The organism is Catenuloplanes sp. NPDC051500 (genome assembly GCF_044454585.1).
In the GTDB taxonomy this organism is placed as follows: Bacteria; Actinomycetota; Actinomycetes; order Mycobacteriales; family Micromonosporaceae; genus Catenuloplanes.
Map to the genome: position 1 here is coordinate 39214 of NZ_JBITDX010000009.1, position 26062 is coordinate 65275.

Consider the following 26062-nt stretch of genomic DNA (forward strand, 5'->3'; position numbering starts at 1 on the left):
ATGAGCAGCGACGAGCCGAAGAACAGCGCCGCGGAAGCGCGCGCCGACTCGCCCTCGCTTCCGATCGAGGAGCAGCCCACCGTCCGCCTCACCTCGGCGGACCTCCGGCACACCGAGACGCCCGCGACCTCGGTGCCGCCCGTGGTGCTGCCGCCCGTCGCACCTCCCTCCGGCGTCGCGCCGAAGAAACCAGACACCCAGACCGCCGCGGGTACGGAGGAGACGCTTCGTCTTCCGGTGCCGGGCTCGGCGGCCGGGCGCAGACCGAGCCCGCAGCAGCCGTCCGCGCAGGCCGGCCCGGCAGCACCGCAGGCACCGCCCGGCCCGGCGCCGCGGCGGGGCCCGGCAGGTCCGGTGGCTCCGCAGGCAGCGGGTCCGGTACATCAGCAGGCCCCTGCCGGTCCGGTGGCTCCGCAGGCCCCGTCCGGTGCGGCGCCTGACGCGCGGCGCGGCACGGCCCGGTCCCAGACCGGCCCGGCGACACCTCAGGCGCCGGGCGGGCCGAGCGTGCCGGTGAGTCCGGGGGCGCCGCGTGCGACGCCCGAGGCCGCGCCGGTGCAACCGCAGGTCAGCCCGGCGCCGCACCGGCCGAGGCCGACGCCGGGTGCGGAGGTGACCGCGGCGTTGACTCCGATTCCGCAGCGTCCGCAGGTGGCGCCGGACGCCGTGGCGAGGCCGGAGGGTGTGACCCGGGCTGGCGAGAGCGCGTCCGTGGCGAGGCCGGAGGGTGTGACCCGGGCTGGCGAGAGCGCGTCCGTGGCGAGGCCGGGGGGTGTGACCCGGGCTGCCGAGAGCGCGCCCGTGGCGACGCCGGAGGGTGTGACCCGGGCTGCCGAAGGCGCGCCCACCGAGGCACGTAAGGTCGTCGCGCCGGCGAAACCCGAGGGCGGGCGCGTAGTCCCGGCAGCGGCGAAGCCGTCCCGCGAGGAGGCTGAGGGCCCGGCCGGGGCCGTGGAAGGCCCTGGCGTACCCACGGATGGGGTTGATCTTGAAGCGGTGGCGGCGCCCGCGCCCCGCCGGATGTCGGCGACCACCGTGATGATCGCGTTGCTGCTGGTGCTGTTCGGGTTCACGCTCGTGGTGCAGTTGAAGGCGAACGACGGCGACACCACGCTGCTGACCATGCGCCAGGAGGACCTGGTGCGGCTGTTGTCGGATCTGGAGTCGCAGGAGCAGCGCACCCAGGCCGAGGTGGCGGAGCTTGAGGACAGCAAGGAGTCGCTCAGCTCCGGCGCGGAGGGCCGGGAGGCCGCGTTGCGGGAGGCGTCGCAGCGCGCGGACGATCTCGGCGTGCTCGCCGGTGAGCTGCCCGCGCGCGGGGCCGGCCTGGTCATCAAGATCAATGGTGGGGACGATCAGGTCGAGGCGGACGACCTGCTCAACGCGGTGCAGGAGCTGCGCGGCGCGGGTGCGGAGGCGATGCAGATCGAGGGCGGTGACGGCACCGCGGTGCGGATCGTGGCGTCCACCTCGTTCCAGGACTCCGCGGCCGGCCAGGGCGGCGACCGGTTCGGCGTGATCGTCGACGGCAGGCGCCTGACATCGATGTACACGATCACGGTGATCGGTGATCCGAAGACGATGGAGACGGCGCTCCGGATTCCCGGCGGGGTGATCGAATCGATCATGGACAACGGCGGTAACGTGACCCCGAAAGAAGAAGGCGTGGTGGACGTGTCCGCGATCCACGACGTGACCACGCTGCGGTACGCCCGACCGGTCTCCTGACCCGGCTCTCACCGAAGGACGAACGACCCGTGATTCCTGAGCACCTGCGTTACACCGCCGAGCACGAGTGGGTCTCCGGCGACGGACCGGCCGCGGTGCGCGTCGGCATCACCGACTTCGCGCAGGACGCCCTGGGCGACATCGTCTTCGTGCAGCTGCCCGCCGAGGGCGAGGCCGTGCAGGCGGGCGAGTCGCTCGGCGAGGTCGAGTCGACCAAGAGCGTCTCCGAGATCTACGCGCCGATCTCCGGCACGGTCGCCGCGCGGAACCTCGCGCTCGCCGACACGCCCGAGCTCATCAACACCGATCCGTACGGCGAGGGGTGGCTTCTCGAGATCGTTCCCGCGGACCCGGCCGCCGTTGCCGCGCTGCTCAGCGCGTCCGCCTATGGTGAACTGATCAACAAGTAGTTCGCGTCGCACCGACACAGTGTGATATCTGACAACCAGACGCGTTGCGCGCGCCTGGTTGCCGCACCCTACCCCGCTGGCTACTCTGCCGTAGTCACGCGAGAACTTGATATTGAAACCGCATTGTCGAACGTCCTTCATATGCCACCGACGGCAGCCGGGGGAGGCCCCGCCGGGCGCTGGCCGGCGGTTGTCCCGGTCCGAAGGGCGTGCGACCGAAACAGACACGAGGTGGTCCGATGACGCGCCCAGACGACGAGTTCCCCCCACTCGACGTCACGTCGACGCTGAACCTGGGTTCGCTCGACGAAGTGCTCGATGGCCCGGATGCCGACGTGGTGCCCAGCCGGATGTCCGGCTCGCTCCCGCCCGGCATGGCTCTGCTCGTCGTCCGCCGGGGGCCCAACGCGGGCGCCCGGTTCCTGCTCGACCACGACGTGACAACCAGCGGCCGGCACCCCGACAGCGACATCTTCCTCGATGACGTCACGGTGTCCCGGCGGCATGCCGAGTTCCACCGCGACAGCGGGACCTTCACGGTCCGGGACGTGGGCAGCCTCAACGGCACCTACGTCAACCGCGAGCGGGTCGAGGCCGCGACGCTGTCCAACGGCGACGAGGTCCAGATCGGCAAGTTCCGGCTCGTCTTCATCGCCGGGCCGCGCCCGGACGAGGGTGGCCGCTGATGCCCGTGATCCTCCTGCCAAGCGAGGACATGTCATGACTATGTCCGGGGCGGCGGCGGCCTTCCCCGGTCCGCCGCCCGGTCATCATCACCGGGCGGCGCAGCAGGACGGGCGCCGCCTGATGAGCATCGGTGAGGTGCTGTCCGAACTACGCCCGGATTTCCCCGACACCACCATCTCCAAGCTGCGGTTCCTCGAGTCCGAAGGGCTTGTGGAACCGGAGCGCGCCGCGTCCGGCTACCGCAAGTACAGCCGGGACGACGTGGCACGGCTGCGGTTCGTGCTGACCGCGCAGCGGGACCAGTACCTCCCGCTGCGCGTCATCCGCGCGCAGCTCGCCGAGATGGAGGCGGCGGGCGCGACGCCGGTGGCCCTGCGGCTGGTCGGCGCCGACCCGATGCCGGACGACGACGAGCCGGCCGAGCTTGTCGACACCCGGTGCAGCCGTACCGAGTTGCTGGCCCGGACCGGCCTGGCGGACTCGTCACTCGTCGAGATCGAGCGGCTCGGCCTGATCGTCTGCCGCTCCCCGGGGTGGTACGACGAGGACGCGCTCTCGATCGCCGCGGCCGTGGCGGGTCTGGCCGAGTACGGGATCGAGCCGCGACACCTGCGGGCGTTCCGGGCCTCCACCGATCGTGAGGTCGGTCTCTATGCCCAGTTGCTTGCGCCGCTCGCCCGGCAGAAGGACCCGGCCGCCCGGGCCCGTGCCGCCGAGACCGCCCATGAGCTGGCCGGACTCTCCCAGGCACTGCATGCGGCGCTGTTGCGGGCCGGTCTGCGCGACATCCTTGAGCGCTGAGTTGGGGATTTGTCCGTAACACGCGTGACGTAGGCTCGCTTGGGTACGGTGCCCGGCATCGCACGGCGCGGGTGGCACTTACGCATGGTGATCCGTGTACCGTGCAGGTGAGGGGCAGAAACGCGTCTCCCGCCGCTCCACGTGGCGGTGAGGCGCACACACATAGGCGACACGGAGGCAGCGGTGCGCGAGCTGAGCGTGGTCGGGGTGCGGGTGGAGCTGCCCAACAACCAGCCGATCGTCCTGCTCCGCGAGGTCGAGGGCGACCGGTACCTGCCGATCTGGATCGGTGCGGTCGAGGCCACGGCCATCGCCTACGAGCAGCAGGGGGTCAAGCCGGCCCGGCCGCTGACCCATGACCTCCTCCGGGACATCCTGACGGCGCTCAAGGCGCCGCTGCAGGCCGTCGAGATCACCGAGCTGAAGGAGAACGTGTTCTACGCCGATCTCCTCCTCGGTGACGGCGTGCGCGTCTCCGCCCGCCCGAGCGACTCGATCGCGCTCGCGCTGCGGGTCGGCGCGCCGATCCGCTGCGCCGAGCAGGTGCTCACCGAAGCCGGCATCGTCATCCCCGACGAGCAGGAGGACGAGGTCGAGAAGTTCCGCGAGTTCCTTGAGGGCGTGCGCCCGGAGGATTTCGCGGGCTGAGCTTTTCGCTCCGCGGTTAACGGGCAGGGTGACTTCGCGATACGGTGACGAAGCGGCCACGCTGCGCATCTTCCCCCGTACGCGGCGTGTCGCGGCAAAGCATCCGCGATCCGGCCCGATGTGCGCTATATGGTGGGGCTCGTCGAGGGACGCGGCACCGCACAGCGGGAGGTAGTCGCATGGACGAATCAGGTGGATCAGCTCCGGCTCCAGAGGCCGGCGGCGGCATCGTGGCCGGCGACACCATGGGGGACGACGACGGCATCGGGATCGGCGAGGACGGCACCGTGGGCTACCGCGGCGTGACGGCCTGCCACGCGGTCGGCATCAGTTACCGTCAGCTCGACTACTGGGCGCGTACCCAGCTGGTCGTTCCGAGCATCCGGGACGCATCAGGCTCCGGCACCCAGCGTCTCTACTCCTTCCGCGACCTGGTCGTGCTGAAGGTGGTGAAGAGCCTACTTGACGCCGGCGTCTCGCTGCAGAACATCCGCAAGGCCATCGAGACCCTCCGCTCGCACGGCGTCGAGGATCTGGCCGGCATCACGCTCATCTCGGACGGCACCACCGTCTACGACTGCCGTTCCCCGGAGGAGGTCGTTGACCTGCTCCAGGGCGGTCAGGGTGTCTTCGGCATCGCGATCGGCGGCGCGTTCAAGGAGATCCAGGGATCGCTCTCCCACCTCCCGGGCGAGCCCGCGGTCTTCGCGTCCACAAGTACGCCGGCGCCCGAGCCGGAGCCCGACTTCGGTGACGAGCTGGCCGCCCGGCGCGCGCGCCGTCGCGCCGGCTGATCCTTTTCCGCACACCCTCAGAGCCGCGGTCCGCACCCTCCGGGCCGCGGCTTTCGTGTGTGCCGGGCCGGTCACCCGGTCGGGGCGGTTTCCGCTGATCCGGCACGGTGGGGTGATCGCCGGTGACAGGATTCTCCGCGGCGTGCCGGTGGGCACCGCAACAGCGGACAGACCTCTCCATCGGCTGCCCGACATGGGGGAAATATCATGCGAATCAAGGCGCGTTACGCGGCCGTCATCGCCGGGGCTCTCGCGGCGATGGCGCTGCCCGGCACGGCCTACGCCACCGGCGGCGAGCTGGACGGCGGCGAGCTGGACGGCGGGCCGGGCTATCTCCGGAACGTCGGCCTGAACGGATGCCTGACCGCGGTCCACGACGACTCCACCGGCGGTGACCTGGTCCGGGTCAAGCCGTGCGACGAGACGCTGCGGCAGGTCTGGTTCACCGAGCTGATCGAGGTGGACGCGGCGGGGCGGCCGATCTTCACCATCCGCAAGGACAGCTGGGAGTGCCTGGAGCTGATCGGCGAGGACCTGCCGGCGAACGGGCGGCTGGCGCTGCGGGACTGCGATCCGGACAACCCGCGGCAGGTGTTCCAGGCTGAGGTGGCCGACTGGTCCGTGCCGACCTGGCGGGTCTCCAACCCGCCGTCCGGTTCCTGGCTGCGGGCGTACCACGAGCACGAGGCGCCGTACGTGTCGTGGACCAAGGAGTGGCCGGGGGCGTACGCGGAGTGGGAGGGCATCCCGGTCGCGGAGTAGCTCGTTGACGTGGGTGGGGAGGGCGTGGGGCTGCCCCACCCACGGCGGTTCCGAGGCCGGACGGTCCTGTGCGGGGCCGCCGGTCCTGCGCGGCGGGCCGGCGGGCGGCCGCGGTTGACACCACAGTCGGCTGGCACCACCCGGCCGTACCAATATGGGGGATTTGTTATGAAAAATGTCTTTAAAAGCCTTGCGCTGGTTGCCGGCCTTGCCGCGATGGCGCTTCCGGGCACCGCGCACGCGGCCGGGCCGGGGGAGTCCTGGAGCCTGTTCCGCAACGCCGGCCTGAACGCCTGCGTCGACGCGGCGCCGATGAACTCCACTGTGGTCACCGACTGTGACGGCAGCAGGAGTCAGCGCTGGCTGCTTGAGAATCTCGGTGAGCGGACCGGCGAGTTCGCTGTCTTCCGGATCCGCAAGAACGACTGGGAGTGCGCGGAGCTGGCCGGCGACTGGGGTCACGCGCGGCTGCGGATCAGCCCGTGCGACCTGCACGCGCCGAACCAGCTCTTCCAGGTCACCCAGGCGGACGGTGCGTTCGGCAACCTGCACCTGCACAGCCAGGAGCACAAGCAACTGCTGAAGGCCTACCAGCGCGGTACGGCGCCGTTCACCTCCGCGACGCTTGAGTGGCCGGGCGACGCGGCGGTGTGGACGTTCCGCCCGCTCGGCTGAGGCCGGAGAGGCCGCACCGGGCTCCGGTGCGGCCTCCGGTGACCCCGGTCAGGACCGCTCGGCCGCGACCAGCTCCCGCGTCGCCGGTGCGATCTCCTTCGCGAACAGCTCGATCGCGGCGGGATTGTCCGACGCCAGGATGAAGCCGCTGGTGCCGTGCTCAAGTGTCAGCCCGGCCAGCTCCTCCGCCCACTGGTCCGGCGGCCCGTCCAGGAAGCCCTGGCTGGTGGCCGCGAACGACCCGCCCACGTTGAGCAGGCGGCGCACGGCGGACGGGGACCGTCCGGACTCCTCGGCCGCGTCGTCGATCCGCGCGTTCATGTCCACCAGGTCGGACGGGCCGCCCTTCAGGTAGGCCAGCGAGGGCAGCCACCCGTCCGCGAGCCGCCCGGTCAGCGCAAGCATGCGCGGCTTGAGCGCGCCGACCCAGATCCCGATGTCGTGCGCCGGGGCCGGGCCGCGCTTGGCGCCGTCCACCGTGTAGTACTTCCCGCGCACCCGGACACCACCCCTCTCGGACGTGTCCCAGATGGACCTGATGATCTCGATGCCCTCGGCCAGCGCGTCCACCGCCTGCCCGGGGGTGAGTCGCCGGCCGCCCATCGCCACGATCGGGTCCCAGAACGCGCCCGCGCCGAGGCCCAGCTCGACCCGGCCGCCGGAGAGCAGGTCGAGCGAGGCGACCGACCGGGCCAGCACCGCGGGATCGCGCAGCGGCAGGTTGAGCACATTTCCCGACACCCGGATCCGCGAGGTGCGGGACGCGACGTAGCTCATCAGCGTCCACGCGTCATGGAAGGCGGCCTGGTACGGGTGATCCTGGAACGTCACCAGGTCCAGCCCGGCGGCGTCGGCCGCGATGGCGAGCTCGACCGCCTGCTGCGGCGGCCGGGCGGTGGGCGTGACGAACGCGCCGAAGAGAAGCTCGTGCCCGTAGTCGGTCATGACCGGCCCTCCAAGGGGGCGATGTTGAAGTTGTCGCGGAACAGGTTCGTGGGGTCGTAGGCGGCCTTGACCGCCCGCAGCCGGCTCAGCGTGGCCGGCGGGAACGCGTCGGTGAGCCGGCCGGGGCGCGGGTCCGTCTCGAAGCTCAGATAGAGGCCCTCCATCAGCGGGTACACCTCGCGGTCCCACACCCGGTCGAGCCGCTGCCGGTTGCTGCCGAGCGCGGTGATCTGGAAGTTCGCGTCCCGGTGCGCGTAGGCGGTGTCCCCGGCCGGCACGTCGGAGATCGCACCGCCGACCGCGCGGATCTGGAAGAACTGCGTCGCGCCGCTGGCCAGCAGCCGGGAGATCGCGCCCGCGACGTCCGGCGTGAGGTGCCTGACGAAACCGGAGCGGCTGATCGGCTCGCCCTGGCCGCGGTGCGGCTCGGAGGACGCGTTCGAGATGACCGCCGCGTACGGCGCGATCACCACGTTCTGGTCGTAGAGCGCGGACACGGACGCGATCGGCGTCAGATCGGCGATGATCTTCTCCGGGTCACCGGAGTCGACCATGGCCATCACCTGCGCGACGTTCGGCTGGCCCTGGCGTGGCGGGCCCATCAGGAGGAACGGTGTCACGTCGCGCGGCGCGGCCTCGACCGCGGCGCCGTAGCGGACAAGCATCCCGGCCGTGTCCGTCGCGTCGAGCACGAACTGCGCCCAGCCCACGTCGCCGACCTCGTCCACCTGGAAGTCGAACGAGGTGACCACGCCGTAGTTCGCGCCCGCGCCGCGCAGCGCCCAGAAGAGGTCGGCGTGCTCGTCCGGCGCGGCTCGCACCACCGAGCCGTCAGCGAGCACCACTGTGGCCGCGCGGACGTGGTCGAGCGTGAGACCGTGCCGGCGGCCCAGGAAGCCGATGCCGCCCGCGGTGGCGAGCCCGCCGACGCCCACGCCGCCGTAGTCGCCGGAGGTCAGCGCCCAGCCGTGCGGGGCCAGCGCGGCGGCGACCTCCATCCACCGCAGGCCCGCGCCGATCCGGACCAGCCGCTGCGCCGCGTCGAGCACCTCGAAGTCCTTGAAACGGGCCAGGTCGAGCACGATGCCACCATCGTTCGTGGACCGTCCGCTGACGCCGTGGCCGCCGCTTCGCACGCCGAACGGCAGGTGGCGGTGCTGGGCGGCGAACGTGACGGCGTCCGAGACCTCCGCAGTGGAGGACGGGCGCAGCACCAGGCCGGGCGAGCCGCCGCGCATGTAGTTGGAGCGGACCAGCGGGTACTCGACGTCGCCGGGCTCGACAGCCGCAGTGGCAAGCGATGCGGGCAGGTCGTCGTAGCCGATGCCGGGGCGGCGCTTGGCCCGTACCCCGGATGGCTTGAAGGTTGTCGGAGCCGGCGCGGCGGCACGGAGGGCCGGGATCACCTCGGCGGCGAACCGCTCCAGGTCAGCTGCCGAATCGGTCACCAGGATCAGCGTGCCGACGCCGTCCTCAAGGATCAGCGGCAGCAGCTCGTCCACCCACTGCGACGGCGGGCCCTGCAGGAACCCGGACGAGGTGGCCGAGAACGAGCCGGAGATGTTGAGCAGGCGGCGGATGTCGGACGGCTCGCGCCCGGCCTCGACCGCGGCCTCGTCGATCATCTTGTTGCCGGCCGTGAGCCCGTCCCGGCCGATGTTGCCGAGCGTCGGCAGCCACCCGTCCGCCTTCGCACCTGTCAGCCGCAGCATGCGCGGTTTGCGCGCGCCGAGCCAGATGGGGATGTGATGGGCGGGCGCCGGGCCGCGCTGGGCGCCGACGACCCGGTGGTGCTCGCCGCCCGCGCGCGCCGGGCGGCTGCTGGACAGGTCGTGCAGCTCGCGGATGATGTCGATCGCCTCGCTCAGCGCGTCAACTGACTCGCGCGGCGGCAGCACTGTCGCGCCCATCGCGGCGGCCGCTTCCCGATAGGCGCCCGCGCCGAGTGCCAGCTCCAGCCGCCCACCGGAGAGCAGGTCGAGGGAGGCTGCGGCACGAGCCAGGACCGAGGGGGTACGCAGCGGCAGGTTGATCACGTTCGGCGCGAGGCGGATGCGGGAGGTCTGCCCGGCGACCCAGGAGAGCAGCGTCCAGGTGTCATGAAATGTCGGCAGATAGGGGTGGTCCTGGAACGTGACCAGGTCGAAGCCGAGCTCCTCCGACCGTCTGGCCAGCTCGACCGGATCATGCGGCGGCGCGTTGCCGGGCGTGACGAACGTGCCGAACTCGAGGGGGTGTCCGTAGTTCATGACCGCTTCCCGTCCTAGGTTGATGCATCAACCAGTGTGCCAGATGCGGCGGGAAACGGGTGTGACCTTCACCGCGTGCGGGGGCCGTGGGTGGGCGCGGGTCCGGTGGCGTGCAGCGGGCGCGGGTCCGGTGGCCTTCCGCGGGCGCGTCCGGTGGCCTTTAGTGGGTGCGGAGCGGGGCCGGCAGGTCGTGGGCGAGGATGGCGGCGGCCGGGCAGCGGAGGGTCGCCTCGTGGACCGCGAGGGCGGTGTGCGCGGGCGGGTGCGGGTCGAGGAGGCGGACCAGGCCGGCGTCCTCGTCCAGGTCGAAGACCTCGGGGGCGATCGAGCGGCACATGCCTGAGCCGATGCAGCTCTCGCCGTCGACGTCCACCCGCAATGACGCCATGCGCCACCTCCGCTCACCGTCGGTCTAGGACATCGTTCCCGAGAGTGAGGGCTGGCGCCAGGCGCGCTGATTGCGCATGACGCCAATCCCGGCAGGTTTGCGTCTTTCCGGCCGAAAGTACGACGGGAGCCGTGTGTGCCTGGCCCAAAGACCGAGGTGTCGACCTCCTTGGGTGACCAGGCTGGACCGCATGTCGACGACTGCACGGCGGATCCGGGCGCTTGACGTCCTCCGCGGGTTCGCTCTCTGCGGGATCACTGTGGCGAATGTGAAGCCCATCGCCCACAACGGTTCCGTGACCGACGGGACCGGGACGGTGCTGCCCCCGTCCGATGACAGCGGCGGGTGGCTGCACCTGCATCTCCTCGTCGACCAGCGGTTCTATCCGATCTTCGCGGTGCTGTTCGGCATCGGCTTCGCGCTGCTGCTGCGGTCGGCCGGGTCGCGGGTGGTGCTTGCCCGGCGACTACTGGCACTGCTGGCGATCGGGTTGCTGCACCTGACGCTGCTGTGGCCGGGAGACGTGCTGACCGCCTACGCGCTGTTCGGCCTGCTGGTGCTGCTGCCGGCGTCCTGGCTGCCACGTGGCGCCGCAGGAGTGCTGAGCGTCCTGCTGATCGCCGGTTCGCTGGCGCTGGCCACCGGTTTCTACCTGCTGATACCCGGTCTGCTGATGCTGGGCTCGGTGCTGACCCGATACGGGCTCGCCGACCGTTTCGACGACCTCCCGCCACGGGTGCCCGCGCTGTTCTTCGTGGCCTTCGCCGCCGCTGCCGTGCCGTTCACCTGGATGCAGGCGTCCGGCCTCGCCCTGCCGTACTCATATCCGATCGCCGGGCTGCTGATCGCGGGCGCCTACGTCTGCGGGATGCTCGCGCTGCTGGCGACCCGGGCGCGCGCGGTGCTGGAGCCGGTGTTCGCGCCGCTGGGGCGGATGGCCCTGACGAACTATCTGGGTACGACAGTGCTGGTGCTGATCGTTGCCGCGCTCGTCCCCGGATCGTCCGACGGCTGGGGGACCGGGACCGTGCTCGGGATCGCGGGCGCCATCCTGGCCCTACAGTGGCTGTGGTCGACGGCCTGGCTGCTCGTCTTCCGGCAGGGGCCGCTGGAATGGGGCTGGCGCTGGGTGACCTGGTGGCGCCGGCCGCCACTGCTGCGGGAGCGCGCGTGATGATCGGTCGTCTGGTGCTCGCGGCGGTGCTCGGCCTGGGCCTGCTACTGGAGATCGCGGTGACGGTCAGCGCGCATCCGCCGGTGCTGCGCGCCCTCTTCACGGTGACGGCAGCACTCGGCGTGTGCCTTGCGGCGGTGCTCCGGCGACGCCACCCCCGGATCGCAGCCGCCGTCGCCGTCGGCCTGGTCCTGGCGGCGGAGCTGGTGGGCGCGGACGGTGCCGAAGGGCCCGCACCTGTCGCGTTCCTGGCGATGCTGATCGTGATCGGCGCGGCGGTGCGGCGCCTCAGGTTCGCCGAGGTCGTGCTCGTCTGGGCCGGCGGGGCGGCGCCCGTGCTGCTTGCCGAGTCGCGGTACTCGTCGACGGTCACGCTGGTGATGATGATCGGCTGGGCGGCCGCTACCGGCGCGGGCGCGTGGCTGCGGGTGGCCGACGGCCGGCAGCGCGCACTGCGGGAGACGGTCCGCCGCACGGAACGGGTGGCGCTCGCCCGCGACCTGCACGACGTGGCGGCACACCACCTCACCGCCCTGATCATCCAGGCGCAGGCCGGGCAGGTCCGGCCGGGGGACTCACGCGCGGTGCTGAGCGACATCGAGACGGCGGGGGTGGAGGCGCTCGACTCGCTACGGCGGCTGGCACGGCTGCTGCGGGACGAGAACGAGGCCGCGCCCACGCCGCCGGGGACGGTGGCGGACCTGGTGACGGCGTTCGGGCGGCGCGGCCTCCTGGAGGCGGATCTGGCTTCCGCGTGGCCGGACGACGCGGACACCGAGGACGGGGCCGGCCGGGTCGGCGCGACTCTGGAGCTGCCGGACGGGCCGCAGCCGGAGGACTGGCCGCCGGAGGTCGCCACCGGCATCTACCGGATCGCGCAGGAGGCGCTGACGAACGTCGCCCGGCACGCCGACGGGGCCCGGCAGGTGACGGTGACGCTTGCTCACGACACCCGGTCGATCCGCTTGACCGTGACCGACGACGGACGCGCCGCGCCATCGCCGCCAGGGTCGGCGAGCGGGCACGCCGCGCCGCCGGAGCAGGTGGCCGGGAGTGTGGGTCGCGGCCTGGACGGCATGCGGGAGCGTGCCACCGCACTCGGCGGCACGCTCACCGCCGGCCCCACCGATCGGGGCTGGATCGTCCGCGCGGTCCTCCCCGCGCCGCTGTCGCCCATCCGTTCCGTACCCCCGTCGTGGAAGATCTGGCGATGAGCATCAGTGTGCTGGTCGCGGACGATCAGGCGATCGTGCGGCGTGGGCTGCGGCTGTTGCTTGACAGCCAGCCCGACATCACAGTGATCGCCGAGGCCGCGGACGGCGTGGAGGCGGTCGAGGCGGCGCGGCGGCTGCGGCCGGACGTGTGCCTTGTCGACATCCAGATGCCGCGCCTCACCGGCCTGGACGTGACCCGGGCACTCGCCGCCGACACCAAGGTCGTCGTGATCACCACGTTCGACCTGGACGAGTACGTGCACGGCGCGCTCAAGGCGGGCGCGGTCGGCTTCATCCTCAAGGACTCCGGTCCGGCGCTGCTGGCCGAGGCGGTCCGGGCCGCGCACGCCGGGGACGCGCTCATCTCACCGTCGATCACCATGCGGATGCTTAAGCACTTCGCCGGGCCCGGCCCGATGCCCGCGGACCGGCCGCCCATCACAGAGCGGGAGTTGGAGCTGGTCAGGAAGGTGGCGCGCGGGCGGACGAACCTGGAGATCGCGGCCGAGCTGTTCGTGTCGGTAAGCACCGTCAAGGCCCACCTGACAAACATTCAGACCAAGCTGGACCTGCGGAACCGGGTGGAGGTGGCGGCATGGGCGTGGGAAAACCGCCAGATGTGAGCGCCGCCGCCACCCCACCCCCGGCCTCAGTCGCTGAACGTGGTGAGGAACTTGTCGCGGAACGCGTCCATCGGCCAGACCGGCGCGTCCGGGGCCGGCTTCAGGCCGTCGGTCCACCCCCAGGACGTGATCCGGTCGAGCACTGCCGGGTCCTTGGCGACAAGTGTGATCGGCACGTCGCGGCTCGCGTTCTCACCGGTGATGATCGGCGCGGGCTGGTGGTCGCCGAGGAAGACCAGCACCGTGTTCTCATCGCCGTAGGTGGAGATCCACGAGGTCAGCGCCTCGATGGAGTACTCGATCGACTGGCGGTAGTGGGCGCGCACCCTGTCCGAGTTGCTCCACAGCTCCCGGGTCGACTCGCCCGCCCGCGCCTGCGGCGTGAAGATCGAGCCGTCGCCGACCTGGTTCCAGTCGACCATCTGCGGCAGCCGCGTCCACGGCGTGTGGCTGGACAGCGTGTCGATCTCCGCCATCACCGGGCCGGCCTGCCGGGCCGCGCCCAACTCCCGGTTCTGCAGCACGGAGTAGGAGTACTGGTCCGGCACCACGACCCAGGTGAAGTGCTCGCCCTGGTACCCGATCGTCTCGGAGTTGTAGACCTGGTCGAAGCCGTAGAAATCCTGCTCCGGCCAGGCGTAGGTCAGCGCCGGCATCACACCCACGGTCCGCCAGTCCGCCCGCTGGAACGTGTGGGTGAGCGTGGTGTGCTCCGTGCTGACCAGGTTGCGGTACCGCTCCTGATTGTTGATCCACAGCCCCGACTGGAACGTCGAATGCGCCAGCCAGCTGCCCCCGCCCGCGGTCGGCGAGGTCAGCCAGCCGCTGCGCGCCGCGAACCCCTGCGCGGCCAGCCGCTCGCCGCCCGCGTCAAGCGCGGCCGTCACCTCGGCCGTGTAGTCGTAGCCCTCGACCGCGGTCCGCCCGTAACTCTCGATGAACGTGAAGAACACGTCCTTGCCGCGCAGGCCGGTCAGCAGCTGCTCCGGCGGCACATCGCGGAAGGCGTCGTTCGCCGCGAGCTTCGCGAACTCCCGCGAGTCCGCAAGCCCCGCGTTGACCTGCTGGACCTTGTCGATCGCCATGCGTGCGGTGCTCCACGCCGCGACCGGCCCGCCCGGGTTCGCCCGCAGTCCCGTCCCCGCGATGATCACCCAGAGCACTGTCAGCACCGCCACGGTACGGACGGAGGCCTTGTCATGCCGGACCACGAACCCGGCCAGCCGGATCATCGCGCCCGCCATCGCCGCCAGCACCAGCACCGCCAGCAGCACGATACCTACGATCGCCGCCACCGCGCCCGCCGTCCCGGTGTTCCCCTGCACGAAGTTGTAGGCATCCATGAAGAACGGCCAGTCGAGCACCAGGTCGAACGGCCGCGACAACGTCGAGTAGAACCCCATGTCGACGATCTTGATGATCAGCATCACCGCCAGCGCGGCGCCCAACAGCCCCGCAAGCACATTCCGCGCCCGCCTCGGCAACAACCGCAACACCGCGACCGCGATCAGCGCCTCAAGCGGCAGCCGCAGAAACGCCGCCAACCCCAGACTCGTCATCTGATTCGGCGACAGCAACGCCCCGAGCACCAACACCGCACAGCCCAGCGTGAGAGCCCACCCACCGACGGTCCTCAGCCGCTCTCGTACCGTGGCGGGGGTTGAGGTGGCGCTTTCCGAGGCTCCTGCCTCGTCCGCGGCGGGCTCGGCTGCCGGCATCTCATCGTCAGGCGGCGTTTCCGCGGGCGTGTCAAGTCCAGGTGTGCGGCGGAAGCGCGTGATGAGCGACAACGGTGATTTCCTTCGCAGCGGGACCCGTGCGGGCCTTCGGACCTACCCGGTCCTAGGTACGTCCGCGCCGGCCCGGGGCGTTCAACGCCGCGCGATCTTTCTGCCCTGCCGGAGGACGCCGCACCCGGCCCCGGACATTTCGGTGTCGGTCACCTGGGCGCAAGGTTGCGCTTCTAGCGTGTGGGGCCATGAGCACCGTCGATCGCCGCAGCTTTCTGACCATGCTGGGCGCGCCAGCGATCGGCGCCGCGTTGCCGGCCGGGCTGGAGCGGGCGGTACGTATCGCGCCCGACAGCCGGCACGGGAGCATTCGCGACGTCGAGCACGTGATCTTCCTGATGCAGGAGAACCGGTCGTTCGACCACTACTACGGCGCGATGCGGGGGGTGCGCGGGTTCTCGGATCCGCACCCGGCGCGGATGCGCAACGGGGAGCCGGTCTGGCGGCAGCCGCACGAGGGGGGTGTGCTGCTGCCATTCCGGCCGGACGTGCCGGACGTCGGGCAGATGTTCCTGCCGGATCCGCCGCACGGGTGGAACGACGGGCATGCGGCGTTCAACGACGGCCGGTTCGACGCGTGGGTGCCGCAGAAGGGCGTCACCACGATGACCCACCACGTGCGCGGCGATCTGCCGTACCAGTTTGCGCTTGCGGACGCGTTCACGGTGCTCGACAACTACCACTGCTCGCTGCTCGGGCCGACCGACCCGAACCGGTACCACATGTGGTCGGGCTGGGTCGGCAACGATGGGAAGGGTGGTGGGCCGGTCGTCACGAACGCGGAGCTGGGCTACGACTGGACGACTTACCCGGAGCGGCTCACCGAGGCGGGCGTGTCCTGGCGGGTCTACCAGGACGTCGGCAACGGCCTCGACGCGGCGGGCTCCTGGGGCTGGACCCAGGACCCCTACATCGGCAACTACGGCGACAACTCGCTGCTGTACTTCGACAGGTACCGGAACGCGGCGCCGGGCGAGGACCTCTACCAGAGGTCCCGCACCGGTACGTCGATCGTGGACGAGGGCCGGGACCCGCTGAAGCTGCTCACCGACTTCGAGGCGGACGTGGCGGCCGGCCGGCTGCCGAAGGTCTCCTGGATCGTCGCGCCGGAGGCGTACACCGAGCACCCGAACTGGGAGCCCGGCTTCGGCGCCTGGTACGTCTCGCAGGTCATCGACATCCTTGCCGCGCACCCGGAGGTGTGGAGCAAGATGGCGCTGTTCATCACGTACGACGAGGAGGGCGGCTTCTTCGACCACCTCGTCCCGCCCACGCCGCCGCGCACCCCGGCGCACGGTGCCTCCACCGTCCCGATCACCAACGAGATCTTCCCCGGCGACGGCGCCCTGGTCCCCGGCCCCTACGGGCTCGGCATGCGGGTGCCAATGGTGGTCGTCTCGCCGTGGACGCGCGGCGGCTGGGTCAACTCGCAGGTGTCCGACCACACCTCGCTGATCCGGTTCCTGGAGCAGCGCTTCGGCGTCCGCGAGCCGAACATCACGCCCTGGCGCCGTGCCGTGACAAGCGACCTGACCGGCGCGTTCGACTTCCGTACGCCTAACGACTCCGCCCACGTGCGGCTTCCGGACACCGGCTCGTACCGGCCGGCGGACCTCACCCGCCACCCGGACGAGGTGCCGGTCCCGCCCGCCGACCCGCAGTTGCCGGCGCAGGAGCGGGGTGTCCGGCCGGCGCGCGCGTTGCCGTACCGGCTGCATGCGGATCTTCGGGGTTCGGATCTTCGCCTGCGAAGCGACGGCGGTGCCGCGGCCGTGTTCAACCTCCGCGCGCCCGACCACGATCCGCGTACGTTCACTGTCGGCGACGGTTCCGAGATCACCGCGTCGCTGGCCGGCTACGGCTCCGCGGAGGTGCACGGGCCGAACGGCTTCTTCAGGCGTTTCGCGTTCGGCGGGCGCACGCCTGTCGACGTGCGGGCTCGCTACGACGAGCACCGGCTCGAACTCATCCTGGAGATCAGCAGCCGGTCCGCGCAGCGGGCCGAGGTCCGGATCGCGGACCGGTACAAGAGCCGGGCGCGCACGCTCACGCTGAAGCCGCGCGAGACCCGGGCCGAGCGCTGGTCTCTGGCCCGCACGAAGGGCTGGTACGACCTGACCGTCACGGCCACCGACACCGAACTGCGCTACGCCGGGCACCTGGAGAACGGCAAGGCCAGCATCAGCGACCCGGGCATGGGCGGACTCATCTGACCGGAAGCCTGTATCGAGGCGGCAGCCCGGCTGCCACCTCGATACAGGCGTAACGGTGGAGCGGCGGATTCCACCGCTCCACCCCACCGGGCGGGCGATGCGGGGCGGGGTCGCGTTTCGGCAGGCTGACGGGCATGAGAGAGCTGACCCTGAGCCGCCGAAACCTCCTCGCCGCCGCCGGTGTGTCGGCCGCCGGCGCGGCTGCCACCGGCGGTGCGCCGGCCACGGCGAGCCCGGCCGCCACACCCGCGAACCCGGCCTCCGTCACGATCACGCCCGGCGACCGCCGCTACGGCAGCCTGCTGCGCGGCAACAATTGGCGCTTCACCGGCAGCCCGGACGAGATCCGCGTCGCCTCCTCGGCCGCTGACGTGCAGCGCGCGGTCGCCGACGCGGTCCGCACCGGCCGCCGCATCGCCCCCCGCAGCGGCGGCCACTGCTTCGAGAACCTCACCACCGAGGGGGTACGCCTGCTGCTCGACCTGTCCCCGATGAACGCGGTCGGCTGGGATCCGGCCCGGCGCGCCTGGTTCGTCGAGCCCGGCGCCACTCTCGGCGAGGTCTACCGGTCACTGTTCACCGGCTGGGGCGTCACGGTCCCCGGCGGCAGCTGCCCCGAGGTCGGCGCGGGCGGTCACTTCGCAGGCGGCGGATACGGCCCGCTGTCCCGCCGCTACGGCTCCGTCGTCGACTACCTCTACGCCGTGGAGGTGGTGGTTCCCGACCGGACCGGCGCGCGCACTGTCGTCGCCACCCGCGAGCCGGACGATCCGCACCGCGACCTGTGGTGGGCGCACACCGGCGCGGGCGGCGGCACGTTCGGCGTCGTCACGAGGTACTGGCTGCGGGACCTGCCGCCCGCGCCGGAGACCATGCTGCAGCACGTGGTCATCTGGTCCTGGGCCGACCTGACCGAGACCGCGCTGACCACGCTGATTCGCAACTTCGGCGTCTGGCACGAGCGGCACAGCGCGCCCGGCACCCCGGAGTGCGGCGTCTACGGGCTGCTCGAGGCGTCGCATCGGACGGCCGGCACGGTCATGCTCGTCGCCCAGGCCGACGCGGACCTGCCCGGCGCCGGCGGCCTGATCGACGAGTTCATCGCGGCCGTGACCGCCGGTACCGGGCTGACGCCGGTCCTCGACCTGCGGACGCCGATGCCCTGGCTGCACCGGATGACCTGGCCGGCCAGCGGCATGCCTGGTGACGTGCTCACCCGCCGCTACAAGATCAAGGCGGCGTATTTGCGGCGCGGCTACACCGAGGCCCAGCTCGCCGCGGTCTGGCGTCACCTGACCACCGCCTTCGGCGGAAACCTGACGCTCATTGGGTACGGCGGGCAGGCCAACGCGGTCCGGCCGGCCGACACCGCGATCGCGCAACGGTCCGCGGTGATGAAGACGACGCTCGCCACGACCTGGTTCGACGAGTCGGGTGACGCCGCGAACCTTGACTGGGTACGGGCGTTCTACCGCGACGTGTTCGGTGAGGTGCCTGCGGACGGCTCCTACATCAACTACCCGGACACGGATCTGCCGCGCGAGGTCTACTACGGCGCCAACTATCAGCGGCTGCGCCAGATCAAGTCCCGCTGGGACCCGCGCAACGTCTTCCGGCACGCCTTGTCCGTCGAGCCACTGTAGATTGGCGCGTCATGAGGTGGTGGCCGTTGGTGCTGCTGGCGGCGCTCGCCGCCGCCGTGGCCTCGCCCGTCACGCTTGCGCTGTGCGCGGTGGCGGCCGGGTGGCTGCTGCAGCCGTGGTGGCGCAACGCGGTCTTCGTCACCGGGCTCATCCTGCTCAACGCGGCCCTGGTGCTGCAGAGCCCGTGGTTCGGGCTGTTCACTCCGGTGTCCTATGTGTACGCGTTCCGGCTGCTGCGCTGGCCGTGGCAGCCGGCCGGCGTCGGCGCGGTCGCGGTGGTGGCCGGCATCGCGCAGGCGACAGGCGTGTCCCCGGCCTCCCCGGCCTATGCCGCGGTGCTGGCGGCGAACGTCGTACCTATGTGCGGTTTCGCCTGGTTCGCCCGGCGAGCCGAGCAGCAGCAGGCCGAACGCGACCGCGCGCTCGCCGAGACCCGCGAGGCGAATCGGCGGCTGGCCGCGTCCCTGGCCGAGAACGCGGCGCTTCACGACCGGCTGCTGGCCCAGGCCCGGGACGCGGGCATCCGGGACGAGCGGCAGCGGATGGCCCGCGAGATCCACGACACGCTCGCCCAGGGCCTGACCGGCATCATCAGCCAGTTGCGGGCCGCCACCCACGCGGACAACGACCCCGACCGCCGCCGACGGCACGTCGAGGCCGCTACCACGCTTGCCGGTGAGAGCCTGACCGAGGCCCGACGCTCGGTGCACGCGTTGCGCCCGTCCCCGCTGCGGACAGCGCGCCTGGTGGAGGCGCTGACCGGGGTCGCCTCGCGGTGGTCCGCGCTGCACGAGATCCCGGTGCAGGTCACCACGACCGGAACGCCCCGGCAGATCCGGCCGGAGGCGGAGGCCGCGCTGCTCCGGATCGCCCAGGAGGCGCTTGCGAACGTGGCGAAGCACGCGTCCGCCACCCGCGTCGGCGTCACGCTGTCCTTTCTGGACAGCGAGGCCGCCCTCGACATCCGCGACGACGGCCGCGGCTTCGTCGTGCCGGAGGGCATCGAAGACCTGGCCGCATCCGAACCCGGACCGCGGGCAGAGGGCGCCGGCCCTGACGATGCCGTCGCTCCCGCCCGGAACGAGAGCGGCGGCTTCGGCCTGATCGGGATGCGGCAGCGGATCGAGGCGCTGTCCGGCACACTGCGGATCGAGTCGGAGCCGGGTGGCGGCACCGGCATCTCCGCCCGCGTGGGAGTGAGCGCATGACACCGGTCCGGCTGCTGATCGTGGACGACCATCCGATCGTCCGCGACGGCCTGGTCAGCCTCTTCGACGGCGACCCCGGCTTCGAGGTGCTCGGCGAGGCCGCGGACGGCGCCGAAGCGGTCCGGCTGGCTCGCGCGCTGCACCCCCACGTGATCCTGATGGACCTGCGCATGCCCGGCACGGACGGTCTGACCGCGACCCGCGAGCTGGCCGCCGACTTCCGCATCCTGGTCCTGACCACGTACGATACCGACCACCACGTGCTGCCCGCGATCGAGGCGGGCGCGACCGGCTATCTCCTCAAGGACGCGCCGCGCGACGAGCTGACCCGCGCCGTCCGCGCCGCCGCCCGCGGTGAGGCCGTGCTCGCCCCGTCCGTCGCCGCGCTGCTGATGCAGCGGATCCGCAAACCCCCGCCCGGCCCGCTCAGCGCCCGCGAACTCGAGGTGCTGCGCCTGATCGCGGACGGCGCCACAAACCGCGAGGCCGCCACGAAACTCTTCCTCACCGAGGCCACGGTCAAGTCGCACACGCTCAGCATCTACACCAAACTCGGTGTCAACGACCGCGCCGCAGCCGTTACCGAAGCCTTCCACCGCGGTCTTCTGGTGACCCGCCCGCCGGATCGCCCGTAGGCGTCCTGGAAGGTGTACGAGTCGCACGGCCACCGCCGGGTTCCGCTCCGTAGCGTGCTCAACTCTTCTGGCGTTTTCCGAGGTAAGGCTCCTACAGTCGGGTGATGCAGACCGACCGCCCGCCGGTGGTGATGACCGTGCTGCGCGACCCCCCGGCCGCAGGCCCGACCGCCCGGGACCCCGGCCCGGCTCCGGACGGCCAGGCCGCGAGAGGTCCGAGGCTGACGCCGGAACGCCGCCGAAAGCTGATCATCGGCGCGATCCTGGTCTGGGCGCTTGTCCTCACCGGCCTGGTGATCCTCCGCGACGCGCCTGCCGCGCCGGAGACGGCGGCCGCGCCCGCGCCGAGCCCGAGCGAGTCCGGGGGCCCACTCGCCGTGCCGGCGATCTACGAGGCCGTGCTGCCGTCAGTGGTCCGGATAACCGCCGAGGGCGCGGGCGAGTCCACCGGCACCGGCGTGCTCGCGAACGCGGACGGCACCATCCTCACCGCCAACCACGTGATCGACGGCGCGCGGTCGATCACTGTCGCCTACGCGGACGGCTCCGAGACGCCGGCCACCGTCGCGCAGGCCGACCCGGCCACTGACATCGCGGTGCTGCTGCCCGAACGGCTGCCGGAGACGCTTGTCCCGGCCACGCTCGGCGGCGCCGCGGGCGTCGGCGACACGGTGGTGGCGATCGGCAACCCGCTCGGCCTCACCGCGACCACCACGAGCGGCGTCGTCTCCGGGCTCGGCCGCACGCTTGCCCGCGGGAACGATCCGGACCTGCCGGGACTCATCCAGTTCGACGCGGCGGTCAACCCGGGCAGCTCGGGCGGGCCGCTGATCAACGACCGGGCGGAGGTGGTGGGCATCGTGGTCGCGCTCGCCAACCCCACGGACGCAGGCACCTTCATCGGCATCGGCTTCGCGGTCCCGATCGGCGCCGCGCTCGGCGCCGGCGAGGGCGACGGTCAGGCGCCACCACTGTGAGCGACAAGGGAGTGACGATGTCGGAAGCCGGACCGGTCGAGCAGGTGCTCTACGAGGTCAAGAAGACCATCGTGGGCCAGGATCCGCTGCTCGAACGGCTCGTGGTGGCGCTTCTCGCCCGCGGCCACATCCTCGTCGAGGGCGTGCCGGGCCTGGCCAAGACGCTCGCCGTGAAGTCGCTTGCCGAGGCGATCGGCGGCGACTTCCACCGCGTGCAGTTCACGCCCGACCTCGTACCCGCGGATATTCTCGGCACCAGGGTCTACCACCAGCCGACCGGCGAGTTCCAGGTGTCGCTCGGCCCGGTCTTCACGAACCTGCTGCTCGCCGACGAGATCAACCGCGCCCCGGCGAAGGTGCAGAGCGCGCTGCTCGAGGTCATGCAGGAGCGGCAGGTGACGATCGGCCGGGAGACGCACAAGGTGCCGAACCCGTTCCTGGTGATGGCGACCCAGAACCCGATCGAGAACGAGGGTACGTATCCGCTGCCCGAGGCACAGACCGACCGCTTCATGATGAAGGTGCTTGTTGGCTACCCGAGCGTGACCGAGGAGTTCGTGATCGTGGAGCGGGCGCTGGCGCCGGCCGCGGTCATCCAGCGGATCATCGACCCGGAGACGCTTGTCGGGCTGCAACGGGACGCGGACCGGGTCTACGTCGACCCGTCGCTCATCGAGTTCGCGGTGAACCTGGCGCACGCCACCCGCGAACCGGCCCGGATCGGCCTTGACGATCTCGCCCGGTACGTCACCTACGGCGCCAGCCCGCGCTCCTCGATCAGCCTGGTGCTGGCCGGCCGCGCGCTCGCGTTCCTGCGCGGCCGCGACTACGTGGTGCCCGGGGACCTGACCGACCTCGCGCTTGACGTGCTCCGGCACCGCCTGGTCCTCTCCTACGAGGCGCTCTCCGACGACGTCACCGCTGACGACATCCTGCAGAAGGTGCTGGCCAACCTGCCGGTTCCGGAGCCCGCCGGACACGGGCGATAGCCGATGACAAGCGCACCGGACCGGCTGCTGCGGCGCCTGGAGTGGCGGCTCGGCCGCCGGCTCGACGGGCGGCTGCAGGGCGCCTACCGCACGGTGTGGCACGGGACCGGCCTCGACTTCACCGACCTGCGCGCCTACACCGCGGAGGACGACGTCCGGCACATCGACTGGAACGTCACGGCCCGCCTGGACGAGCCGCATGTCCGCCAGTACACCGAGGACCGGGAGCTGACCGCCTGGCTGGTCGTGGACCGGTCCGCGTCGATGCGGTTCGGGCCGGGGGAACAGGGCAAGGAGTCGGTCGCGGCGGAACTGTCGGTAAGCCTGGCCCGGCTCGTCTCGCAGGGCGGCAACCGGGTCGGCGCGATCCTGTTCGACAACGACGCGCACCGGGTCATCCCACCGCGCGGCGGCCGCGACCAGATTCTCCGCATCGCCGGCGAGCTGATCAGACCGCAGCCCGGCACGCAGGGACGCACCGCGCAGGGACGCACGGGGCAGCCCGGCGCGCAGGGGCACACGGGGCAGTCCGGCAGGTGGTGGCGCACCGCACAGCCCGGAAAACGACGCACCGCAGAGTCCGGCGCGCAGGGCCGCACCCCGCAGTCCGGCGCGCAGGGCCGCACCCCGCAGTCCGGCGCGCAGGGCCGCACCACGGACCTCACCGCCATGCTGAGCCTGGCCGCCGCGACCACGAGACGCCGCCGCAGCCTGGTCTTCGTCGTCTCCGACTTCATCGGCGACCCCGGGTGGGAGAAGCCCCTGGCGATGCTCGCCCACCGGCACGAGGTGGTGGTCGTGCGCGTGGTCGACCCGGCCGAGCTGGAACTTCCGGACGTCGGCGTGGTGCTTGTCGAGGACGCGGAGACCGGCGAACAGGTGCTCGTCGACACGAGCGACCCGCTGCTGCGGCGCCGGCTCGCCGACCAGGTCGACGGCCGTGAGCTGGCCGTCGAGACCGCGATGCGCCGCGCCGGCGTGGCCGCGCACCGGATCACCACGGACCTGGACCTGCTCGGCGCGCTGGTCTCGATGACCAACCAATCCGGGAGGGTACGCCGGTGACAGTGCTCTACCCGGCCGTGCTCGCGCTCGCGGTGCTGCTGACCGCGGCCGCGATCGCCGCCTATGTGTGGCTCCAGCGTCGGCGTACCCACGCGCTCATGGCTGTGGGTTTTGTCGCGCCAGGGGATCGGGCGGCCGCGGTAAGGCGGCACCTGCCCTGGGCGCTGCTGCTCGCCGCGTTGCCGATCATGCTGGCCGGCGTGGCGCGACCGCAGGCGGAGGTGTCGGTACCGCGCGTCTCCGGCACCGTGATCCTCGCGTTCGACATCTCCAACAGCATGGCCGCGGACGACGTCAGCCCGACCCGGCTCGGCGCCGCCCAGGCCGCAGCCGGCGAGTTCGTGGCAGCGCAGCCGGACACCGTCGACGTGGGCGTGGTCGTCTTCGGCGATCAGGCGCTCACCACCCAGGCGCCGACGGACGACCACGATCTGGCCGTCGCCGCGATCAACCGGGCCAAGGCGGGCGGTGGCACGTCGCTTGGCCAGGCGATCATGGTGTCGCTCAGCGCGATCACCGGGCGGCCGGTCATGCTGCCGGCGGAGGAGGGAGCGCCGCCGCCGGACCTCGGCTACTGGCCGTCCGCGACCATAGTGGTCTTCTCCGACGGCGAGGAGACCGGCGGGCCGGACGTGGAGGCCGCCGCCGGGCTGGCCTCGGCCGCGGGCGTGCGGATCCAGACCGTCGGCGTCGGCACGCCGGAGGGCGCGACGGTCGAGGTGGACGGCTACCGGCTCTCCACCGCGCTTGACGAGACGCTGCTGACCGCGGTCGCGCAGGCCACCGGCGGCGCGTATCGGGCGGCCGGGGACGCCGCGGCGCTCGCGGACTCCACAGGCGGCATCGACCTGCGGCTGACCACGAAGAAGGAGCCGATGGAGCTGACCGCGGCGTTCGCCGGGGCGGCGCTGCTGCTGCTCGCGGCCGGCGCGCTGCTCAGCACCCGCTGGCACGGGAGGATCATCTGATGTCCGTCGGCTGGCCGTGGGCGCTGCTCGCACTGTTGATCGTGCCGTTGCTGCTGCTCGCCCGGTGGTGGATGAACCGTCGCCGGAAACGGGCCGCGCTGCGCGTCTCGAGCGTCGCGCTGATCCGGGCCGCGCTGCCCGGCCGGTCGTCCTGGCGCCGTCGCGTACCCCTGATCCTGTTCCTGACCGGTCTTGCCGCCCTGGCGGGTGGGCTGACCCGGCCGCAGGCCTCGGTCGCGGTGCCGTCCAACGACACCTCGATCCTGCTGGCGATCGACGTGTCCGGCTCGATGTGCACCACTGACATCGCGCCGAACCGGCTCGCGGTCGCTGCGGACGCGGCGCGCGACTTCATCCGTGAGACGCGGGACGGGACGCGGATCGGGCTGGTCGCGTTCTCCGGCATCTCCGGGCTGCTTGTCGCGCCGACCGAGGACAAGGAGGTGCTGATCACCGCGATCGACACGCTGAAGACCGCGCGCGGCACCGCGATCGGGGCGGCGATCCTGACCGCAATCGACGCGATCGCGGAGATCAATCCGAACGTGGCCGCGACCGGCGTGGACCTCGGTGACCCGCCGGTGGCCGACCCGAACGCGTTCGAGCCGGACACCATTGTGGTGCTCACCGACGGCGCGAACAGCACTGGCGTCGACCCGGTCACCGCCGCGGAGCAGGCCGCCGCGCGCCGGTTGCGCGTGTTCACGATCGGCTTCGGCACCACCGAGCCGGCGCAGATGGTCTGCACTGCGGACCAGATCGGCACTGATGCGTTCAGCGGGCGCCGTGGTCCCGGCGGCCGTGATCCCGGCTTCGGCAACGGCGGCGGGCGGCGGATTCAGGAGATCGACGAGGTGGCGCTGACCGCGGTCGCGGACCTGACCGGCGGCAGCTACTTCAAGGCGGAGGACGCGGAGCAGCTCACCGACGTGCTCGGCGACCTGCCCCGGGAGATCGGCCTGCACACCGAGGACGTGGAGATCACGTTCTGGTTCCTGCTTGCCGGCGCGGTGCTTGTGGTGACCGGCGCGGGTCTGTCGCTCCTGTGGAGCCGGGTCACGCTTCCGCCCAGGCGATAGGCGGCTGGACCAGGCAGGAGAGCTGTCGGCCGTGGACGGCCGCCTCCGCGCAGTGCTCGGCGATGATCTCCAGCGCGATCCTGGCGGTGCGCGGGCAATGCGTGGCGAACCCGTCGTAGCCGATGAACGCGAGCGCCAGGCCGTCGCCGACGTCCAGGTCGCCGAGCGAGTCGTTGAGCGCGTCCAGGTTCGCGCCGTAGTGCGCGGGGAACTCAAGCGCGGCCGCGAGCTCCCGGTGCAGGTCGGCGTCCTCGGTCCAGCCGGAGGCGTCCAGCCGGACCACCCGCTGGCCGCGTGCCCGCAACGACGCCGCCACCGCGTCAAGCACCACGACCTCCAGAAACGGGCGTACGTACTCAGCGGCTCCGGCAGAAGTCATGCGCCCGACCATAGCCAA

General features: G+C 71.8%; 25 protein-coding genes. 20 read left to right on the forward strand and 5 right to left on the reverse strand.

The features are described 5' to 3' along the window. The 8 genes from ACIA8K_RS19490 (at position 1) to ACIA8K_RS19525 (ending at position 6505) form a co-directional block, all read left to right on the forward strand. Positions 1-1728 carry a DUF881 domain-containing protein gene (locus ACIA8K_RS19490; RefSeq protein ID WP_396060869.1) on the forward strand — a complete coding sequence of 576 codons (1728 nt, stop codon included), beginning with the start codon at positions 1-3 and terminating at the stop codon, positions 1726-1728. 29 nt (positions 1729-1757) lie between these two features. Next, on the forward strand, positions 1758-2138 hold the full coding sequence (gene gcvH / locus ACIA8K_RS19495; RefSeq protein WP_396060873.1) for a glycine cleavage system protein GcvH: 381 nt from the start codon (positions 1758-1760) through the stop codon (positions 2136-2138). A gap of 239 nt (positions 2139-2377) precedes the next feature. Next, positions 2378-2824, forward strand: a complete 447-nt coding sequence (locus tag ACIA8K_RS19500; RefSeq protein WP_033337387.1) for an FHA domain-containing protein — start codon at positions 2378-2380, stop codon at positions 2822-2824. A gap of 121 nt (positions 2825-2945) precedes the next feature. Then, on the forward strand, positions 2946-3626 hold the full coding sequence (locus ACIA8K_RS19505) for a MerR family transcriptional regulator (RefSeq protein WP_396061614.1): 681 nt from the start codon (positions 2946-2948) through the stop codon (positions 3624-3626). A gap of 183 nt (positions 3627-3809) precedes the next feature. Continuing rightward, positions 3810-4274 carry a bifunctional nuclease family protein gene (locus tag ACIA8K_RS19510; RefSeq protein ID WP_306831386.1) on the forward strand — a complete coding sequence of 155 codons (465 nt, stop codon included), beginning with the start codon at positions 3810-3812 and terminating at the stop codon, positions 4272-4274. 245 nt (positions 4275-4519) lie between these two features. Continuing rightward, positions 4520-5068, forward strand: a complete 549-nt coding sequence (locus tag ACIA8K_RS19515; RefSeq protein WP_396061617.1) for a MerR family transcriptional regulator — start codon at positions 4520-4522, stop codon at positions 5066-5068. Positions 5069-5275: 207 nt separating this feature from the next. Beyond that, positions 5276-5830, forward strand: a complete 555-nt coding sequence (locus tag ACIA8K_RS19520; RefSeq protein WP_396060875.1) for a hypothetical protein — start codon at positions 5276-5278, stop codon at positions 5828-5830. A 168-nt stretch (positions 5831-5998) separates the two neighbouring features. Further along, the gene (locus ACIA8K_RS19525; RefSeq protein WP_396060877.1) at positions 5999-6505 is read left to right on the forward strand and encodes a hypothetical protein; all 507 of its coding nucleotides are present in this window, start codon (positions 5999-6001) and stop codon (positions 6503-6505) included. A 48-nt stretch (positions 6506-6553) separates the two neighbouring features. On the opposite strand, the gene ACIA8K_RS19530 is transcribed toward ACIA8K_RS19525, so the two are convergent. The 3 genes from ACIA8K_RS19530 to ACIA8K_RS19540 form a co-directional block, all read right to left on the reverse strand. Further along, entirely contained in the window at positions 6554-7450 is an 897-nt protein-coding gene (locus ACIA8K_RS19530; RefSeq protein WP_396060879.1) for an LLM class flavin-dependent oxidoreductase, read from the reverse strand. Further along, positions 7447-9699 (reverse strand): LLM class flavin-dependent oxidoreductase, encoded by a 2253-nt coding sequence (locus tag ACIA8K_RS19535; RefSeq protein ID WP_396060881.1) that lies wholly within the window; start codon positions 9697-9699, stop codon positions 7447-7449. Before ACIA8K_RS19535 ends, ACIA8K_RS19530 begins: the two co-directional genes overlap by 4 nt. Before the next feature lie 160 nt (positions 9700-9859). Continuing rightward, complete coding sequence (locus ACIA8K_RS19540; RefSeq protein ID WP_396060884.1) at positions 9860-10087, reverse strand: ferredoxin; 228 nt, start codon at positions 10085-10087, stop codon at positions 9860-9862. 190 nt (positions 10088-10277) lie between these two features. Between ACIA8K_RS19540 and ACIA8K_RS19545 the strand changes: the two genes are divergently transcribed. From ACIA8K_RS19545 to ACIA8K_RS19555, 3 genes are read left to right on the forward strand one after another with little or no spacing between them, the layout of a single operon-like run. After that, complete coding sequence (locus ACIA8K_RS19545) at positions 10278-11261, forward strand: DUF418 domain-containing protein (RefSeq protein WP_396060887.1); 984 nt, start codon at positions 10278-10280, stop codon at positions 11259-11261. Beyond that, positions 11261-12475, forward strand: a complete 1215-nt coding sequence (locus ACIA8K_RS19550; RefSeq protein ID WP_396060890.1) for a sensor histidine kinase — start codon at positions 11261-11263, stop codon at positions 12473-12475. Before ACIA8K_RS19545 ends, ACIA8K_RS19550 begins: the two co-directional genes overlap by 1 nt. Further along, a complete protein-coding gene (locus tag ACIA8K_RS19555) occupies positions 12472-13098 on the forward strand; it encodes a response regulator (protein ID WP_396060892.1) in 627 nt (208 codons plus the stop codon). Before ACIA8K_RS19550 ends, ACIA8K_RS19555 begins: the two co-directional genes overlap by 4 nt. A 26-nt stretch (positions 13099-13124) precedes the next feature. Here the strand turns inward: ACIA8K_RS19555 and ACIA8K_RS19560 are convergent, their stop codons facing one another. Further along, complete coding sequence (locus tag ACIA8K_RS19560) at positions 13125-14642, reverse strand: sulfatase-like hydrolase/transferase (protein WP_396060895.1); 1518 nt, start codon at positions 14640-14642, stop codon at positions 13125-13127. A 434-nt stretch (positions 14643-15076) separates the two neighbouring features. Between ACIA8K_RS19560 and ACIA8K_RS19565 the strand changes: the two genes are divergently transcribed. The 9 genes from ACIA8K_RS19565 to ACIA8K_RS19605 all read left to right on the forward strand — a co-directional run bounded on the left by ACIA8K_RS19565 (position 15077) and on the right by ACIA8K_RS19605 (position 25665). Beyond that, complete coding sequence (locus tag ACIA8K_RS19565; RefSeq protein WP_396060898.1) at positions 15077-17101, forward strand: phosphocholine-specific phospholipase C; 2025 nt, start codon at positions 15077-15079, stop codon at positions 17099-17101. Between the two features lie 134 nt (positions 17102-17235). After that, complete coding sequence (locus tag ACIA8K_RS19570; protein ID WP_396060900.1) at positions 17236-18744, forward strand: FAD-binding oxidoreductase; 1509 nt, start codon at positions 17236-17238, stop codon at positions 18742-18744. 11 nt (positions 18745-18755) lie between these two features. Further along, the gene (locus ACIA8K_RS19575; protein ID WP_396060902.1) at positions 18756-19952 is read left to right on the forward strand and encodes a sensor histidine kinase; all 1197 of its coding nucleotides are present in this window, start codon (positions 18756-18758) and stop codon (positions 19950-19952) included. Further along, complete coding sequence (locus tag ACIA8K_RS19580; protein WP_396060905.1) at positions 19949-20587, forward strand: response regulator; 639 nt, start codon at positions 19949-19951, stop codon at positions 20585-20587. Before ACIA8K_RS19575 ends, ACIA8K_RS19580 begins: the two co-directional genes overlap by 4 nt. A 104-nt stretch (positions 20588-20691) precedes the next feature. Further along, positions 20692-21564 carry a S1C family serine protease gene (locus ACIA8K_RS19585; RefSeq protein WP_396060907.1) on the forward strand — a complete coding sequence of 291 codons (873 nt, stop codon included), beginning with the start codon at positions 20692-20694 and terminating at the stop codon, positions 21562-21564. Positions 21565-21581: 17 nt separating this feature from the next. Then, positions 21582-22553 carry an AAA family ATPase gene (locus ACIA8K_RS19590; RefSeq protein ID WP_396060911.1) on the forward strand — a complete coding sequence of 324 codons (972 nt, stop codon included), beginning with the start codon at positions 21582-21584 and terminating at the stop codon, positions 22551-22553. A gap of 3 nt (positions 22554-22556) precedes the next feature. Beyond that, positions 22557-23618 carry a DUF58 domain-containing protein gene (locus ACIA8K_RS19595; protein ID WP_396060913.1) on the forward strand — a complete coding sequence of 354 codons (1062 nt, stop codon included), beginning with the start codon at positions 22557-22559 and terminating at the stop codon, positions 23616-23618. Then, positions 23615-24586 carry a VWA domain-containing protein gene (locus ACIA8K_RS19600; RefSeq protein ID WP_396060916.1) on the forward strand — a complete coding sequence of 324 codons (972 nt, stop codon included), beginning with the start codon at positions 23615-23617 and terminating at the stop codon, positions 24584-24586. The genes ACIA8K_RS19595 and ACIA8K_RS19600 overlap by 4 nt, the downstream gene beginning before the upstream one ends. Further along, complete coding sequence (locus ACIA8K_RS19605; protein ID WP_396060918.1) at positions 24586-25665, forward strand: VWA domain-containing protein; 1080 nt, start codon at positions 24586-24588, stop codon at positions 25663-25665. Before ACIA8K_RS19600 ends, ACIA8K_RS19605 begins: the two co-directional genes overlap by 1 nt. On the opposite strand, the gene ACIA8K_RS19610 is transcribed toward ACIA8K_RS19605, so the two are convergent. Further along, positions 25643-26044, reverse strand: coding sequence for a barstar family protein (locus ACIA8K_RS19610; protein WP_396060920.1), 402 nt, complete (start codon positions 26042-26044; stop codon positions 25643-25645). The two genes, ACIA8K_RS19605 and ACIA8K_RS19610, sit on opposite strands and share 23 nt — an antisense overlap. Positions 26045-26062 lie beyond the last annotated feature (18 nt).